The organism is Leisingera aquaemixtae (assembly GCF_019801145.1).
Lineage (GTDB): Bacteria > Pseudomonadota > Alphaproteobacteria > Rhodobacterales > Rhodobacteraceae > Leisingera > Leisingera aquaemixtae_A.
Window position 1 is genome coordinate 338,268 of sequence record NZ_JAHVJQ010000004.1, and the last position, 15,174, is coordinate 353,441.

15 protein-coding genes are annotated in these 15,174 nt (G+C 64.2%); 9 read left to right on the top strand and 6 right to left on the bottom strand.

Annotation, left to right across the window (positions count from 1 at the left end; all coding sequences use genetic code 11):
* Window positions 1-59: 59 nt before the first annotated feature.
* On the bottom strand, window positions 60-644 hold the full coding sequence (locus KUW17_RS11955; RefSeq protein ID WP_222479316.1) for a PRC-barrel domain-containing protein: 585 nt from the start codon (window positions 642-644) through the stop codon (window positions 60-62).
* 176 nt (window positions 645-820) lie between these two features.
* Window positions 821-2,086, bottom strand: a complete 1,266-nt coding sequence (locus KUW17_RS11960; protein WP_222479318.1) for a calcium-binding protein — start codon at window positions 2,084-2,086, stop codon at window positions 821-823.
* A gap of 329 nt (window positions 2,087-2,415) precedes the next feature.
* Between KUW17_RS11960 and ccoG the strand changes: the two genes are divergently transcribed.
* From ccoG to ccoS, 4 genes are read left to right on the top strand one after another with little or no spacing between them, the layout of a single operon-like run.
* Window positions 2,416-3,846 carry a cytochrome c oxidase accessory protein CcoG gene (gene ccoG, locus KUW17_RS11965; RefSeq protein WP_222479320.1) on the top strand — a complete coding sequence of 477 codons (1,431 nt, stop codon included), beginning with the start codon at window positions 2,416-2,418 and terminating at the stop codon, window positions 3,844-3,846.
* 2 nt (window positions 3,847-3,848) lie between these two features.
* Window positions 3,849-4,313 (top strand): FixH family protein, encoded by a 465-nt coding sequence (locus tag KUW17_RS11970; protein ID WP_222479322.1) that lies wholly within the window; start codon window positions 3,849-3,851, stop codon window positions 4,311-4,313.
* Between the two features lie 5 nt (window positions 4,314-4,318).
* Window positions 4,319-6,496: a heavy metal translocating P-type ATPase gene (locus KUW17_RS11975; protein WP_222479324.1), complete on the top strand. Its 2,178-nt coding sequence runs from the start codon at window positions 4,319-4,321 to the stop codon at window positions 6,494-6,496.
* Window positions 6,497-6,526: 30 nt separating this feature from the next.
* On the top strand, window positions 6,527-6,685 hold the full coding sequence (ccoS, locus tag KUW17_RS11980) for a cbb3-type cytochrome oxidase assembly protein CcoS (protein ID WP_222479326.1): 159 nt from the start codon (window positions 6,527-6,529) through the stop codon (window positions 6,683-6,685).
* Between the two features lie 148 nt (window positions 6,686-6,833).
* Here ccoS and KUW17_RS11985 read toward each other — a convergent pair whose 3' ends face one another.
* From KUW17_RS11985 to KUW17_RS11995, 3 genes are all read right to left on the bottom strand, one after another.
* Complete coding sequence (locus KUW17_RS11985; protein WP_222479328.1) at window positions 6,834-8,471, bottom strand: D-alanyl-D-alanine carboxypeptidase family protein; 1,638 nt, start codon at window positions 8,469-8,471, stop codon at window positions 6,834-6,836.
* 260 nt (window positions 8,472-8,731) lie between these two features.
* A complete protein-coding gene (locus KUW17_RS11990; RefSeq protein WP_222479330.1) occupies window positions 8,732-9,058 on the bottom strand; it encodes a hypothetical protein in 327 nt (108 codons plus the stop codon).
* 65 nt (window positions 9,059-9,123) lie between these two features.
* Window positions 9,124-9,837 carry an HAD family hydrolase gene (locus tag KUW17_RS11995; protein ID WP_222479332.1) on the bottom strand — a complete coding sequence of 238 codons (714 nt, stop codon included), beginning with the start codon at window positions 9,835-9,837 and terminating at the stop codon, window positions 9,124-9,126.
* 106 nt (window positions 9,838-9,943) lie between these two features.
* On the opposite strand from KUW17_RS11995, the gene clpS reads away from it, so the two are divergent.
* The 5 genes from clpS (at window position 9,944) to KUW17_RS12020 (ending at window position 14,058) form a co-directional block, all read left to right on the top strand.
* Window positions 9,944-10,267, top strand: a complete 324-nt coding sequence (gene clpS, locus KUW17_RS12000) for an ATP-dependent Clp protease adapter ClpS (protein ID WP_226429038.1) — start codon at window positions 9,944-9,946, stop codon at window positions 10,265-10,267.
* Between the two features lie 12 nt (window positions 10,268-10,279).
* Window positions 10,280-11,269 carry a methyltransferase gene (locus tag KUW17_RS12005; RefSeq protein WP_222479334.1) on the top strand — a complete coding sequence of 330 codons (990 nt, stop codon included), beginning with the start codon at window positions 10,280-10,282 and terminating at the stop codon, window positions 11,267-11,269.
* Window positions 11,270-11,354: 85 nt separating this feature from the next.
* Window positions 11,355-12,158 carry an SDR family NAD(P)-dependent oxidoreductase gene (locus tag KUW17_RS12010; protein ID WP_222479336.1) on the top strand — a complete coding sequence of 268 codons (804 nt, stop codon included), beginning with the start codon at window positions 11,355-11,357 and terminating at the stop codon, window positions 12,156-12,158.
* A gap of 24 nt (window positions 12,159-12,182) precedes the next feature.
* On the top strand, window positions 12,183-13,064 hold the full coding sequence (gene hemF, locus KUW17_RS12015; RefSeq protein ID WP_261397169.1) for an oxygen-dependent coproporphyrinogen oxidase: 882 nt from the start codon (window positions 12,183-12,185) through the stop codon (window positions 13,062-13,064).
* 178 nt (window positions 13,065-13,242) lie between these two features.
* Window positions 13,243-14,058, top strand: a complete 816-nt coding sequence (locus KUW17_RS12020; RefSeq protein ID WP_222479339.1) for a glycoside hydrolase family 25 protein — start codon at window positions 13,243-13,245, stop codon at window positions 14,056-14,058.
* A gap of 127 nt (window positions 14,059-14,185) precedes the next feature.
* On the opposite strand, the gene hemC is transcribed toward KUW17_RS12020, so the two are convergent.
* Entirely contained in the window at window positions 14,186-15,145 is a 960-nt protein-coding gene (gene hemC, locus KUW17_RS12025; protein WP_222479342.1) for a hydroxymethylbilane synthase, read from the bottom strand.
* Window positions 15,146-15,174: the final 29 nt, after the last annotated feature.

Below are 15,174 nucleotides of genomic sequence, written 5' to 3' on the forward strand. Positions count from 1 at the left end.
ACAGGCGAGGCGCTCGGGCGGCAGATGCGGGGCTATCAAGCCCCCGGAAATCCGGCAAATCAGTTGTGCAGATAATCCGGCAGCGCCTCCAGCTGTTCGCGGGTCAGATGGGTGACGACCCGCAGATCGCCGTCCACTTGCATGATCTGGATGTCGCCCATGGTCAGCTCGGCCGGTTTTTCACCGATGCCCAGGAAGCCGCCCACGTCAATGATCACGGCTTCGACACCTCCATTGGTGTTCACGATAATCTGCGAAAGCTCTCCGATATGGTCGTCTTTGGCGTCATAGGCCGGAGCGCCTGTCAGGGCTTCTGCCGTCACCTCGTTCATGTCCAGCGGCTCCATCGCGGGCGCGTCGGCGTCCGGAAGAATTGCCGTAAGGCCGCCCCCAGAGGCGGTGCCCGCGCTCAGCGGGCTTTTTCCGGTTTCCGCAGGCTGATCAGCGGCTTCGGTGGCCGGCTGAAGCGGAGTGCTTTCTGCCTTTGCTTCGCCCATGGTGCCAGCGCCGGCGGATGCATCCGCTGCAAGGGATTCAAGCTGAACACCAGCCTCTGCGCTGCCTTCCCCCTCTGTTTCCGAGCCCGCGATGGCCGGCACCGCGGCGGCAACGATCAGCGAAGTCGAGAGCATGAGGTGTTTCATAGGATGATCTCCTGCAATTTTTTCAGCGTTCCCGAGGCACAGCCAATCAACCCGCCGCGGCAGTGAAAGTTCCTGTTCATCTGATAATTTTGCAGAGCCTGCCGGCGGGGGAATAGCGGTTTCCTGCCCCTGCAGCGTAGTGAAATGCCTTGTATGCTCCTGCCGGTGCGGGGCGCTCAGAACAGGAAGTCGTTCCTGCTGAGGTCATCAATGCTAACCCCAGCCAGTGTGATCACCATCCCGGCGCCGTCATCAATGACGGCGTTACCGTCAATTTCCGAGATGTGATTGTCCATCAGATCGCGATAGCCTTCGATTCTCGAGACCCTGGAGAGGTCGATTTTCTCGCCCCGCGTGCCGACGCTGAAATCTGTGATGACGTCGCTGCCGCTGTCTCCATCAGAGCCAAATAGGTCATCGCCGGTTTCGAAGAATTCGAAAATGTCCGCGCCGCCACCGCCGGTCAGCGTGTCGTTTCCGATGTTTCCCGTCAGAGTGTCAGCGCCGCTGCCGCCAAACAGCTGGTCGTCTCCATCTTCCCCGTAAACAAGGTCGTTGCCGCGGCCGCCGTGCACCCAGTCGTTACCTGATAAGCCGGAGAGCAAATCTTGATCCGCGCCGCCATAGAGCGTGTCCTCACCATCGCCGCCGCCGATATTGTCCGATCCCTTGCCTCCACGGATCAGGTTGTTGCCGGAATATCCGTTCAATGCATCGTCGCCGGTGCCCCCGTGCAGGGTATCATCGCCGAAAAAGCCTATGAGCCAATCATTACCGCTGCCGCCATAGATCAGATCGGATTGGAAAGACCCATTGACAGTGTCGTCGCCTGCCCTCAGACGGATCGCCCCCAGGGTCTGGCTGGCGACGTCCAGGCTTACAAAATCATTCGCAGAAGACCCGAAAATCGAGAAGCCGTTGAAGTCCAGCACCTCGATGTCGATTTCGAAACGCCCTATCAGCCGGATGTCCTCTTCCAGCCGGATTGTGTCGTTTCCCGCCCCGCCGTGGACTTCGGAACTGTAGGCTGCGGTCAAGGAGGCAACCCGGCCGGACAGAAGGATCAAATCATCGCCGTCGCCCCCGAGGACTATCTGCGGGGAAGAGGTGTCGTGGCCTGAATGACCTGCGATGATCGTGTCATTGCCAGCGCCGCCTTCGAACAAGCCGCCTTGGCCTGAGCTGTCCAGAAGATCATTACCGCCACCGCCGGAAAGGAAATTCTCCTGACCTGCGCCTGCGATAAGAGTGTCGTTCCCCTCATCGCCGATCAGCGTGTCGCTGCCGCCGCCGCCGGTGATATGATCGTCCCCGCCGCCACCGGTCAGAGAGTCGTCTCCGCCGGTTCCGGTGAGCACCAGCCCGTTAGCGGCTTCGGACGCTGCGTTCTGCAATCTGGCGGCTATGAGATATTGAGCCAGCGGTCCATTTGAATTGGGCATTGGAAAATCCTTGAATCTGTTCGGCGGTTTGAAAATTGGCTCCGCGTGGCGCTTAATAGAGGCTCTGAAACTGTTGTTAGTCTATTCATGTTTGTGTTCAGAGTGTGTCCGGGCTTGCCCCGTTTGCGTCCGGACCAGAGGAAGCGCCGTTCTGCGGCAACTTGCCTCTGGCGGGACTGGCAGCGCAGGCATAGGTGGCGGTTTGCCCCTCGCGGTGCGGAATCGGCCTCAAAACATGATTGTGTGATGCGCTTTTTGATCCACGTCAAAGTTCCGGCACTTTGCATCTGTGACAAGGGCGCGAGACAGCCACAAGACGGAGAGAGTCCGTGAGCGATTCCAACCCGGCCCCCAGCCTGTACGCCGCCAGAGAGCCGATCTTTCCGCGGCGCGTGTCCGGCCCCTTCCGGAACCTGAAATGGTACATCATGGCGGTGACGCTGGGGATCTACTACCTGACCCCGTGGATCCGCTGGGACCGCGGGCCGTCGCTGCCGGATCAGGCGGTGCTGCTGGATCTGGCGAACCGCCGGTTCTACTTTTTCTGGATCGAGATCTGGCCGCACGAGTTCTATTTCGTGGCGGGTCTCCTCATCATGGCAGGGCTTGGGCTGTTCCTGTTCACATCGGCGCTGGGCCGGGTCTGGTGCGGCTATGCCTGCCCGCAGACGGTCTGGACCGACCTGTTCATCCTGGTGGAACGCTGGATCGAGGGGGACCGAAATGCCCGCCTGCGCCTGCACCGGCAGAAGAAGATGGATTTCCGCAAGGCCCGCCTGCGGGTCACCAAGTGGACCGCATGGTTCCTGATCGGCCTCGCCACCGGCGGCGCCTGGGTGTTCTATTTCGCGGATGCGCCGACGCTGGCCTATGATCTGGTGACGCTGAACGCGCATCCGATCGCCTATTCCACCATGCTGGTGCTGACCGCGACCACCTTCCTGTTCGGCGGTTTCGCGCGCGAGCAAATCTGCATCTACGCCTGCCCCTGGCCGCGCATCCAGGCGGCAATGATGGACGAGGACACGCTGACCGTCGGATACCGCGATTGGCGGGGCGAGCCGCGCGGCAAGCTGAAGAAGGGCCAGGTGGCGGAAGGGCAGGGCGACTGCATCGACTGCATGGCCTGCGTCAACGTCTGCCCGATGGGGATCGACATCCGCGACGGCCAGCAAATGGAATGCATCACCTGCGCGCTTTGCATTGATGCCTGCGACGACGTCATGGCCAAGATCGGCAAACCGCGCGGCCTGATCGACTACATGGCGCTGTCGGACGAAACGCTGGAGCGCAGCGGCCAGCCGCCCAAGAACGTCTGGAAGCACATCCTGCGCCCGCGCACCATCATGTACACCAGCCTGTGGTCGCTGGTCGGGCTGGGTCTGCTGTTCGCCCTGTTCATCCGCTCCGACATTGAGCTGACGGTGGCGCCGGAGCGCAACCCGACCTACGTCACTCTTTCGGACGGTTCCATCCGCAACACCTACGACGTGCGCCTGCGCAACAAGCACGGCGAGGACCGGGTGTTCAAGCTGTCGATCAAGGGCGATCCGACCCTGCGCCTGCAGCTTGAGGGGACCATATACCACGCGGTCAATGTGCCTGCCGACACTGCGCTGCTGCAACGGGTCTACATCGTGACGCCCAAGGGGTCCGGCCCCGCGCAAACCGGGTCCACCCCGGTTCGCATCTGGGTCGAGGATCTGATAAACGGGGAACGTGCCCACAAGGACACCAGCTTTAACGGCAAGGGGAACTGAGCATGGCCAAGCGCGAACGGGAATTTACCGGCAAGCACGCACTGATGCTGTTCGGCGGCGCCTTTGCGGTGATTATCGGGGTGAACATCATCCTGGCGGTCAACGCGGTGAAAACCTTTCCGGGGCTGGAGGTGAAGAATTCCTACGTCGCAAGCCAGGAGTTCGATCAGCGCCGTTCTGCGCAAGAGGCGCTGGGCTGGTCGGTCTATGCCTCCTCGCAAGGCGATCAGGTCAAGCTTGAGATCACCGATGCCGATGGCAACCCGGTGGAGGTCGCCAAGCTGAGCGCGACGCTCGGCCGGGCGACCCATGTGCAGGACGACCAGCAGCCGGAGTTCACCTTTGACGGCCGCGCCTATGTGGCGCCAGCCGACTTGGGGCCGGGCAACTGGAACATCCGCATGGTGGCGCGGGCCAAGAGCGGCACCGAATTCACCCAGCGGGTGATCCTCCATGTGAAGGGCTGACCGCCATGACCGCGCAGCTCCGTCCTTCGCTTGCCGCTTGTCCCGCCTGCGTCGCGGCTCCGCACGACAGCTCTGATCAGGCGCCGGCCGACGCACGGCTGGCCCTGTCCTTGCCGGGCATCCACTGCCAGGCCTGTATTTCGGCGGTGGAGCGGGCGCTGAATGCCCATCCCGGCATCCATTCGGCGCGGGTGAACCTGACTCTCAAGCGGGCGCTGATCGAGGCAGAGCCGGAACTGCGCGCGGCGGATCTGATCCCGCTGCTGGAAAGCATCGGCTACGAGGCGCACGAACTGGATCTGGCAGCCCTGGCGGCTACCCAGAACGACAAGATTGGCCGGGACCTGCTGATGCGCCTGGCGGTGGCCTTCTTTGCCTCGATGAACGTGATGCTGCTGTCCATTTCGGTCTGGTCCGGGGCCTCGGATGCAACCCGCGACATGTTCCACTGGATCTCCGCCGCCATCACCTTTCCGGCGATCGTCTTCTCGGCGCAGCCGTTCTTTGCCAATGCCTGGACGGCGCTGCGCGTCAAGCGCCTCAACATGGATGTGCCGATCGTGCTGGCCCTGGTGCTGGCGCTGGCAACGTCGCTGTGGGAGACCTTCCTGTCGGGCGAGCACGCCTATTTCGATGCGGCGCTGACGCTGACGTTTTTCCTGCTGGCAGGCCGCTACCTGGATTACCGGACCCGCGCCGCGGCGCGCTCGGCGGCGGAGGAGCTGGCCGCGCTGGAGGTGCCCCGTGCAATCCGGCTTCTGGACGGCGATGAATACGAGGTGCCGGTCGCCGACCTGGCAATCGGCGACCTGATCCTGGTGCGGCCCGGCGGGCGGATGCCGGTGGATGGCGAAATCGTTGCGGGCCAGTCGGAACTCGACCGCTCGCTGCTGACCGGGGAAACGCTGCCGGTATTTGCGGAACCGGGCCTGGCGGTTTCCGCCGGCGAGGTGAACCTCACCGGCCCGCTGACCATCCGCGCGACGGCAGTGGGCGAGGACACCTCTCTGCATCGCATGACCGACCTGGTCGCGATCGCGGAATCGGGCCGCTCCCGCTACACATCCCTGGCCGACAGCGCAGCAAAACTCTATGCCCCCGGCGTGCATATCCTGTCGGCGCTCGCCTTTGCGGGCTGGTATCTTTACACCTTCGACATCCGCACCGCGCTGAACATCGCTGCCGCGGTGCTGATCATCACCTGCCCCTGTGCGCTGGGCCTCGCAGTGCCTGCCGTGACCACCGCCGCCTCGGGCCGGCTGTTCAAAAAGGGCATGCTGATCAAACACGCCACCGCGCTGGAGCGGCTGGCGGAAGTGGACACCGTGGTGTTCGACAAGACCGGCACGCTGACCGCCGGCACGCCGGAAGTCACCAATCTGGGCGATCATGCCCGCGCAGACTTGGAAATCGCCCTGGCGCTGGCCGAAGGCTCTTCGCATCCGCTGTCAGTGGCGCTGACCCGCGCCGCGCGTGAGGCCGGGATCAGGCCCGCCGGCGTTCAGGACATCACAGAGGTGCCGGGCTACGGTGCCGAAGGCCTGTTCCGCGGCCGAACTGTGCGGCTGGGCCGCGCGGCGTGGGTCGGGGCTGAGCAGGGCAGCCAGACGGCGGCCTGGCTGGACAGCGGGGCAGGAGCGGCAAAACCGTTCCTGTTCACCGACGCCCTGCGCCCCGGCGCCGCCGAGGCCGTGCAGGCGCTAAAGCAGACTGGCAAGGAAGTCCTGCTGATTTCCGGCGACACCACCGGCGCGGTGGAGGATCTGGCGCAGCGTCTGGGGATCACCAAATGGGTGGCCGAGGCGCTGCCTGCCGATAAATCCGCCCGGGTGCAGATGCTTGCCGATCAAGGCAAGAAGGTTCTGATGGTGGGCGACGGCCTCAATGACACCGCGGCGCTGGCTGCGGCACATGTGTCGGTATCGCCCGCCTCGGCGCTGGATGCGGCGCGGGTTGCGTCCGACATCGTGCTCTTGGGCCAGGACCTCAGCCCGATTGCCGAGGCCTGCGGCGTGGCGCAGAAAGCCACCCGCCGCATCCGCGAGAACTTCCGCATTGCCACCCTTTACAATGTGGTTGCGGTGCCGCTGGCGATTGCGGGGCTGGCCACGCCCTTGATTGCAGCGTTGGCGATGTCTACCTCTTCCATTACTGTTTCCCTCAATGCGCTGCGGCTGCGCTAAGCCCCCGCTGACAATACCGGTACCGAAACCATGAGTGTCCTTGCCTATCTGATCCCGATTTCTCTGATCCTCGGCACGGTGGGTCTTGCGGCGTTCTTCTACACGGTGCGCAGCAACCAGTATGATGATCCCGAAGGCGACTCCCGCCGCATTCTCAGCGATGAATGGGACGACAAGCCCAAACCCTGAGCGCTGCCCGGAAATGGCTTCCTGCCTCTGCGGATGCGCTGGCTGACGCCGGAAACTCCGTATCTGCGCAGCGGTCTGGTGCCAGAGGGCCGGAATGAAAAAGGCGCCTCATGGGCGCCTTTTCTGCTGACTGTCCAGGGCTCTCCGGTCAGGACGGGCCGATCGGATTGCAGGTCACGTTGCGGGCGTTCAGGCGGCGGCAGGCCAGTTCCGCCTGCTCCTGGCTCATGCCCAGGAAATTGGCCTCGAAGCCGCGGCGGGTCTTTGCCACCTTGCGCAGGGTTCCGTCCAGCGTTTCCAGCTCGGACAAAGCGGTACGCAGCAGCACTTTCTCGGCCTGGTAGCGGCTGGTGTAGAGCCCGACGTTGACGCCCCAGTACCGGCCGCCGGAGGTGGACAGACGGGTCACGACCACCGGCTCCGGCTCCGGTGAGGCTGCTGCCAGGCTGGCCGGGCGGGCAACCGGACGCAATCCGGTGAACGGCACTTTCTGCACGGCCACGATGACGGCCGGGGTTGCCGCTTCGGCAGCCGCCGCCTGGGGTTCCGCCTCGGCCTCAGCCAGGGCAACCGCGATGCTGTCGCGCAGCGCATCTTCCTGCACAGCGGCGTCTGCGCTGACGGTCTGAACGTTCTCGATCTGCCCTTCCGCAGCACCGGTCTCTGCGGTGTCAGCCGGTGCAGTATCAGCCTCAGTTGCCGGTTGCTCTGCGGGCGGGGTCTGCAGCGCTTCCTCAAGCGCCGCCACCAGCACCGGCGACCCGTTGCTGCCCGGGCGCGTCTTGGGGCGCAGGCTGGTGTTCACCTGGCCGCTTACCCGGATGGTCTTGCCCGCCACTCCGTGCGAGGAGCTGTCGTCCGCATCGGCAATCACCACATTGCCTGCCCCCTGATAAGAAGGACGCTGCGGCTTGCGCAGCGCCGCGCGCGAAGGCGCCCGGCGGAAGCCGAGATCCAGCAGTTCTGCCACCTTGGCGTTGCGCGAGGTGGAGGACTTGCCGCCGAACACGGTTGCGATGATCCGTTCATTGCCGCGCTTGGCAGAGGCAACCAGGTTGAAGCCGGCCGCACGGGTGTAGCCGGTCTTGATGCCGTCGGCGCCGCGGTAGGCGGCCAGCAGGCGGCGGTTGGTATTGGGAACTTCACGCACGCCGGCATTGGTCGAGCGGCGCGAGAACAGGTTGTAATACTCCGGGTAGTCATACAGCAGATGCCGCCCCAGCGTGGTCATGTCGCTGGCGGTCGACAGATGCCCGCTGGCAGTCAGGCCGTGCGCGTTCTTGAACGTCGTGCGGCTCATCCCCAGCGCCTTGGCGGTACGGTTCATGCGGCGGGCAAATGCGGCCTCGGACCCCGACAGGGTCTCGCCGATGGCCGTGGCGGCGTCATTGGCGGACTTCACTGCGGCGGCGCGGATCAAGTAGCGGAAGGCGATCTTCTGACCTGACTTGAGCCCCAGTTTCGACGGCGGCTCGGCAGCGGCGTTGCGGCTGATCCTGACCTTGGTATCCAGCGTGATCTCGCCGTTCCGGACCGCTTCAAAAGCGATGTAGAGCGTCATCATCTTAGTCAGCGAGGCAGGATGCAGCCGGGTGTCGGCATTGCGTGAATGCAGCACTTCACCGGTGCGTGCATCGATCACCATGGCCGCGTACGGGGCCGCTGCGGCCCGCTGCGGCTGCAGCGCCATCACCATCGTTGCAAGAAATAGAGCCGCGGCTGCCCATAGGAGCCGGGTACGGGGATACCGGCTGGACGCCGGATTGACCTGCGTGATCACTGCCATGTTTGCCTCGTGCCGCCGGTTTTCCGGCTGACGTTTTTGCCTGTTACGAAAAGCCTAACACAGGGTTGCCAAGGAATAAACAGGGGCAGGATAGGGCAGACAGCCCGATGCGCGTCTGTCTGCCGGCATTTTGTGGGTGAGCGTGGCAACCTCTCTAGATGCGGTAAGTGCTAACAGAAGGTTACTGAAAAAAGTTGCACACCGCGGCTGATCGGCAGCGGAATTTCCGGCCTGCAAACGGCGCAGGGGCTGTTTCGCCGTTAAACCGCGTGGAAATTGGTCACGTAAAACGGCGTGGAATAATTGAGCCCAAGCGAGAATTCGCAGGGCTGGTGCAGCCGTGCCTTGATCCGGGATTCGAGATCTTCCAGCAGCGCCTTGGAAAACGCCTCGTCCCGGTGCGGCTTGCTCAGCAGGGCAACACTGATTGTGATATGGGTGCGGTGGAAACGGTCCGCGGGATAGGCCCGTCCCTTGCAGGCGCCGGCGCCGCCATCGTGCTCCAGTATCACCGTTTCGATCTCAGCGAGGATGGCCTCGGCGTCGAGATCCAGATCACTGGAGTATTTCAGTTCGGCGTGCGGCATGTCTCCGGGGCTCCCTTGAAATTTGTCAAAGGGATAGCGGCACGGGCCCGGCCCGTCCAGCGCGCTTACTCCAGGCTGTCCACCAGCGCTGCCAGCCCGCTCAGATCCGGGATCTCGGTGTAGCGCGGGCTGTGCTCCGGCGCCTCGGCGTGTTCCACCTCCCAGACCAGCCCGTGCGGCACATAGGTGCCCCAGCCGCCGGCCTCGATCACCGGCACCACATCCGACCGCATGGAATTGCCCACCATCATGGCGCGGCTGGCGCCGTCGCCGTGGCGGGCAAAGATGTCGTGGTAGACCTCCGGTGTCTTTTCCGAGACCACTTCGACGCCGTCAAACAGTTCGCCAAGGCCCGACTGCGCCAGCTTGCGCTCCTGGTCCAGCAGATCGCCCTTGGTGATCAGAACCACCTTGTATCGGTCGGCAACCGCCTCCACCGCCTCCCGCGCATGCGGCAGCAGTTCGATCGGGTAGGACAGCATCATCTGGCCGGCCGTGATCAGCTCCTTGACCACGGCAGCAGGCACGCGCTCGCCCGTGACCTCGATCGCGGTTTCGATCATCGACAGGGTAAAGCCCTTCACCCCGTAGCCGTAGCGCCCCAGATTGCGCTTTTCGGCGTCCAGCAGCTGCCGCTCCAGCTGTTCGGGGCCGACATCCGCAGGCGTGTGATCCTGCAGCAATTCGGCAAACCGTTCCTGCGTGACGCGGAAGAACCGTTCGTTGTGCCAGAGGGTATCATCGGCATCAAAGCCGATTGTTGTCAAATTACGTATCAATCTGCGTGTCTCAGTCTCTTTTCCTGAACACCATAGAGGCTATATAAGCCTCACAGGAAATTCCATGCACCACTGGATCAAATTGCTTATGCCGCTGCAGCCCATAATGATGACCGATCATTCAGACGACGACACGGAATCCGGCGTCCTGACCAAGACGCGGCCGAAGACCAAGCGCCCGCCGCGCTACAAGGTGCTGCTGCTGAATGACGACTACACCCCGATGGAATTCGTGGTAATGGTGCTGGAGCGGTTCTTCGGCATGACCCATGCACAGGCGTTTGAGATCATGCTGACGGTGCACAAGAAGGGCGTTGCCGTGGTCGGCGTGTTCAGTCATGAGGTGGCTGAAACCAAGGTCGGCCAGGTGATGGATTTCGCCCGCCGCCACCAGCACCCGCTGCAGTGCACCATGGAAAAAGAAGACTGAAGAGGCTCTTAGATGTCCGTACGCCTGTCCCTGGCCGCCCAATCGGGCGGCTTTGCTGTTCCGTCGGAGGGCCGCATCGCCGTGTTCCATCCGCGCAGCGAGCATGACCTGTCGGCGCTGCCCAAGGAGCAGCTGCTGATCATCCAGCCGTTCCGCCCCGACCACGACCACTTCGCCGCGCAAGGCTATGCCTGCACCCCGTCGCCGGAGGCAGGGGCGGAGTACGCTGCCGCCGTCGTCTTTCTGCCGCGGGCCAAGGCGCTGGCCCGGATGCTGGTGGCGCAGGCCGCTGCTGCCACCTCGGGGCAGGTGCTGATCGACGGCGCCAAAACCGAAGGCATTGATTCGGTTCTGAAGGACCTGCGCAAGCGCTGCGAGCCTTCTGCCCCGGTCTCCAAGGCGCATGGCAAGATTTTCTGGATCGAGGGCGGCACCGATCTGTCCGATTGGCTGCCCGAAGGGCCGCAGCAGGTCGAAGGCTTCATCACCGCACCCGGGGTGTTCTCGGCCGATGGCATCGACCCCGCTTCCCGCATGCTGGCCGCGGCGCTGCCGCAGAAACTGGGCCGCTGCGTGGCCGACCTGGGCGGCGGCTGGGGCTATCTCTCGGCCCAGGTGCTGAAGCGCGAGGGCGTCGAGGAACTGCATTTGGTTGAGGCGGATCATGCCGCGCTGGCCTGCGCCCGTCTGAATGCAGCGGACCCGCGGTCGCAGTTTCACTGGGCTGATGCCCGCAGCTGGAAGGCGCCGGGCCCGGTCAGCACCGTGGTAATGAACCCGCCGTTCCACACCGGCCGCACAGCGGAACCGTCGCTGGGGCAGGCCTTTATCGCCGCGGCGGCGTCCATGCTGGCGGCCAACGGCAGCCTGTGGATGGTGGCCAACCGGCATCTGCCCTATGAGACCGCGCTGGCGGAACGCTTTGCCCAGGTGCGCGAAGAGGGCGGCGACAACCGCTTCAAGATCCTGCACGCGGCCAAGCCGAAACGCGGGCGCAAGTAACCGCGCGCAGGGCGCAATGGCGGTTTCCAAACCGGCCGACGCGGTCTAACGTGCGGTCCAGATTGCCTTAGGGGAGTACCCTTTCATGTCCTTTTCCATCTCCGGAAAGACCGCCATCGTGACCGGCGCCGCCAGTGGCATCGGCCTGGCGATCGGCAAGCAGTTCGCCGATGCCGGCGCCAATGTAATGTTCGCGGATCAGTTCGAGGCGCAGCTGGTCGATGAACTGGGGGAACAGGCCGACGACGGCAATATCCGCTATTTCGCCGGCGACCTGCGCGAGCGGCTCACCATTGCCAACCTGCTGTCAGCCACCATCGACGCTTTTGATGACATCGACATCCTGGTCAACGGCGCCCGGCAGGTGGTGGCCACCAATGCGCTGGATCCGCAGGACGAGACGCTGGACCAGCTCTTGAACCAAAGCCTGCTGCCGACAGTGCGCCTGTCCCAGCAGGTTGCCAAGCGGATGATCAAGCAGGGCGAGGAGCGCGAGGACGACGGCCCCCTTGGCAGCATCATCAATCTTTCTTCGATTGCGGCCCGCCGCACCCATCCGGACCTGATGGCCTATTCCGTGGCCTCCGCCGCATTGGATCAGGCCACCCGCTCGCTCGCGGTGGCGCTGGCGCCGCACCGGATCCGGGTGAACTCCATCGCTTTCGGCTCGGTGATGAGCGCCTCCATGCAGGCGACGCTCAAGGAAAACCGCAGCTTCCGCCATGATATCGAGGCGCACACCCCGCTGGGCCGGGTGGCCTCGCCCACCGAACTGACCGAAACCGCACAATACCTGGCCTCCGACGCCGCCGGTTTCATGACCGGGCAGGTGGTGACGCTGGACGGCGGCCGCACCCTGCTGGACCCGGTGTCCGCGCCGATGCACTGATTGGAAAGACCTGTGACTGCTGAAATGAAAGAAGAAAAGGCCCGGGCGGCTGCCTGGTTCCGGGAATTGCGCGACCAGATCGTTGCGGCCTTTGAGGCGCTGGAGGAGAGCCACAGCGAAGGCCCGTTTGCGGACATGGACCCGGGCCGGTTCGAAGTGACTGAAACCAAACGCACCTCGGAGGACGGCTCCGACGCGGGCGGCGGGCTGATGAGCGTGATGCGCGGCGGCCGGGTTTTCGAGAAGGTCGGCGTCAACATTTCCGAGGTCTACGGCACCCTGGGCGAACGCGCGCAGGCCGCGATGGCGGCGCGCAAGGGCATTCCGGGCATGAAGGACGACCCTAGGTTCTGGGCCTCCGGCATTTCGCTGGTTGCCCATATGCGTAACCCGCATGTGCCCGCCGTGCACATGAATACCCGGATGTTCTGGACCCCGCGCGCCTGGTGGTTCGGCGGCGGCTCGGATCTCAATCCTTGCATCGAATACGCAGAGGATACCGCGCATTTCCACGGGCAGCAGAAACAGCACCTGGACCCGCACGGGGAAGACCAGTACCCGCGGCTCAAGGAATGGGCGGACGAGTATTTCTACATTCCCCACCGCAAGCGCGCCCGCGGGGTGGGCGGCATCTTCATGGATGACCAGAACTCCGGCGACTGGGCCGCGGATTTTGCCCTGACCCAGGACATCGGCCGTGCCTTCCTGCCGGCCTTTGTGCCGCTGGTCGAAAAGCGCCGGGTGCAGGAATACTCCGAGGCCGACAAGGACGTCCAGCTGATCCACCGCGGCCTCTATGCGGAATACAACCTGGTCTACGACCGCGGCACCAAGTTCGGGCTGGAAACCGGCCACGATGCCAACGCCGTGCTGATGAGCCTGCCGCCGCTCGCCAAATGGGTCTGAACCCGCCAAAGCCCTAGCATTGCAAACGCGCCGCCCCGCAGCGGCGCGTTTTTTCTTGCGGCGGATTTATGCTGATTTCTTTGCGGCGGCCGCGACTTTGGGCCAGCCTGCGCTAAAGTGAATGTGAACAGGCAAAGAAAAGAGCAGTTTTCACGAAGCAAGGCAGGGAGCACATCACATGCGCAGACTGGTTCTTGGGGCATTGGCACTGGCATTGGCAGCAGGATGCGGCAGGCCGCCTGAAAGGGCCGTCAGCGCGCCGGGAGTGACCCGCACAGAGCCCGCCAATGCGCGGCAGGCCGGGCTCTCCACCTATCCCCGCTTCGGCGACCGCGACCCGCATGACTGGGAGGGGCGCAAGCCCTGGTCCTACCCGGTCCACGGCATCGACGTCTCGCGCTACCAGGGCGAGATCGACTGGCACAAGGTGCGCCGCTCCGGTGTGTCATTCGCCTATATCAAGGCGACCGAAGGCGGCGACCATACCGACGCCAAATTCCGCGACAACTGGCGCGGCGCCCGCGCGGCGGGGCTGAAGCACGGCGCCTACCACTATTACTACTTCTGCCGCCCTGCTGCAGAACAGGCGCGCTGGTTCATCCGTCATGTGCCGAAAGACCCCAGCGCGCTGCCGCCGGTGCTCGATATGGAATGGAACCACCGCTCCCGCACCTGCCGCACGCGGCCTGACGGCGCAACGGTGCGGGCCGAGGCGCGCAAGTTCCTCAACATCCTGGAACGCCACTACGGCAAGCGCCCGGTGGTCTACACGACAGTGGATTTCTACCGCGACACCGGTATCGGGCGGCTCAGCGGCACCGAGTTCTGGCTGCGCTCCGTCGCGGGCCACCCGCAGAAGGTCTATCCGGGCCGAAGCTGGAGCTTCTGGCAGTATTCCGGCACCGGCCAGGTGCCGGGGGTGGCTGGCGACGTGGACCTCAACACCTTCCGCGGCAGCCCGGAGAGCTGGCTGAGGTGGTCCGGGCAGATCTAGCGCAGGCAGGGGGCTTTGCCCCCTCGCGCCCTTTGGCGCTCACCCCCAGGATATTTTCAGCCAGATGAAGAGCGGGTCCTCCATTCATCTGGCCCCAGGTATCCCGGAGCGCGAAGCGGAGCCTCGCTCAGGCTCTCCAATCAAAGAAGCCCTTACCAGCCTTCTCCAGGAGCTTGGCCGCCATCTCGCGGCCGAGTTCGGCGCCGTCTTCAACTGCGCAGCTCTGGTCATCGCTGATCGACTCTGAGCCATCCGGGCGCAGCACCTCGCCGCGCAGCCGCAGGGTGGTGCCGTCCAATTCCGCAAGTCCGGCAATAGGCGTCTCGCAGGAGCCATCGAGCGCGGCGAGGAACGCCCGTTCCGCTGCCAGCCGCTGGCCGGTCTCGCGGTCATGGATCGCCGCCAGCATTTCCGCGGCGCGGCTGTCATCCGCGCGCCGTTCGATACCGATCGCGCCTTGCGCCACCGCGGGCAGCATGTCGCTGGTCCCGATCGCAGTTGCGGGCACATCGTCCATCGCCAGCCGGTTCAGGCCGGCCATCGCCAGGAAGGTGCATTCCGCCACGCCCTCGGACAGTTTGCGCAGCCGGGTCTGCACGTTGCCGCGGAATTCCACCACATTCAGATCGGGGCGGCGGTTCAAGAGCTGCGCCCGGCGGCGCAGCGACGAGGTGCCGACCACCGCGCCCTCGGTCAGATCGTGCAGCGATTTCAGCGATGGAGAGATGAAGGCGTCGCGCACATCCTCGCGCGGCAGATAGGTATCGAGCAGCAGCCCCGCGGGCTGCGCAACCGGCATGTCCTTCATCGAATGCACGGCGATGTCGATGGCGCCCGACAGCAGGTCCTCTTCGATTTCCTTGGTGAACAGCCCCTTGCCGCCCAGTTCCTTCAGCGGCTTGTCCGCCGCGATCAGGGCCTGGTTGTCGCCGGTGGTCTTGATCACCACGATCTCGAACGCCTCTTGCGGCAGGCCAAAGGCTGCGGCGAGGCGCGCACGGGTCTCATATGCCTGTGCCAGCGCCAGCGGCGATCCGCGGGTGCCGATTTTCAGGGGCGAAGCGGGGGAGGGCAGGGTCAGTGTCATGGAGAAAGCCATAAATCAGTTTGCGTCCC

Bases quoted from the DNA above. Each gene is read 5' to 3' on its own strand.
- KUW17_RS12020 (WP_222479339.1), top strand. From the start codon at position 13,243: ATGCGCAGACTGGTTCTTGGGGCATTGGCACTGGCATTGGCAGCAGGA.
- hemF (WP_261397169.1), top strand. From the start codon at position 12,183: ATGAAAGAAGAAAAGGCCCGGGCGGCTGCCTGGTTCCGGGAATTGCGC.
- KUW17_RS11975 (WP_222479324.1), top strand. From the start codon at position 4,319: ATGACCGCGCAGCTCCGTCCTTCGCTTGCCGCTTGTCCCGCCTGCGTC.
- KUW17_RS12005 (WP_222479334.1), top strand. From the start codon at position 10,280: ATGTCCGTACGCCTGTCCCTGGCCGCCCAATCGGGCGGCTTTGCTGTT.
- clpS (WP_226429038.1), top strand. From the start codon at position 9,944: ATGATGACCGATCATTCAGACGACGACACGGAATCCGGCGTCCTGACC.
- hemC (WP_222479342.1), bottom strand. From the start codon at position 15,145: ATGACACTGACCCTGCCCTCCCCCGCTTCGCCCCTGAAAATCGGCACC.
- KUW17_RS11990 (WP_222479330.1), bottom strand. From the start codon at position 9,058: ATGCCGCACGCCGAACTGAAATACTCCAGTGATCTGGATCTCGACGCC.
- KUW17_RS11985 (WP_222479328.1), bottom strand. From the start codon at position 8,471: ATGGCAGTGATCACGCAGGTCAATCCGGCGTCCAGCCGGTATCCCCGT.
- KUW17_RS11960 (WP_222479318.1), bottom strand. From the start codon at position 2,086: ATGCCCAATTCAAATGGACCGCTGGCTCAATATCTCATAGCCGCCAGA.
- ccoS (WP_222479326.1), top strand. From the start codon at position 6,527: ATGAGTGTCCTTGCCTATCTGATCCCGATTTCTCTGATCCTCGGCACG.
- KUW17_RS12010 (WP_222479336.1), top strand. From the start codon at position 11,355: ATGTCCTTTTCCATCTCCGGAAAGACCGCCATCGTGACCGGCGCCGCC.
- KUW17_RS11955 (WP_222479316.1), bottom strand. From the start codon at position 644: ATGAAACACCTCATGCTCTCGACTTCGCTGATCGTTGCCGCCGCGGTG.
- KUW17_RS11970 (WP_222479322.1), top strand. From the start codon at position 3,849: ATGGCCAAGCGCGAACGGGAATTTACCGGCAAGCACGCACTGATGCTG.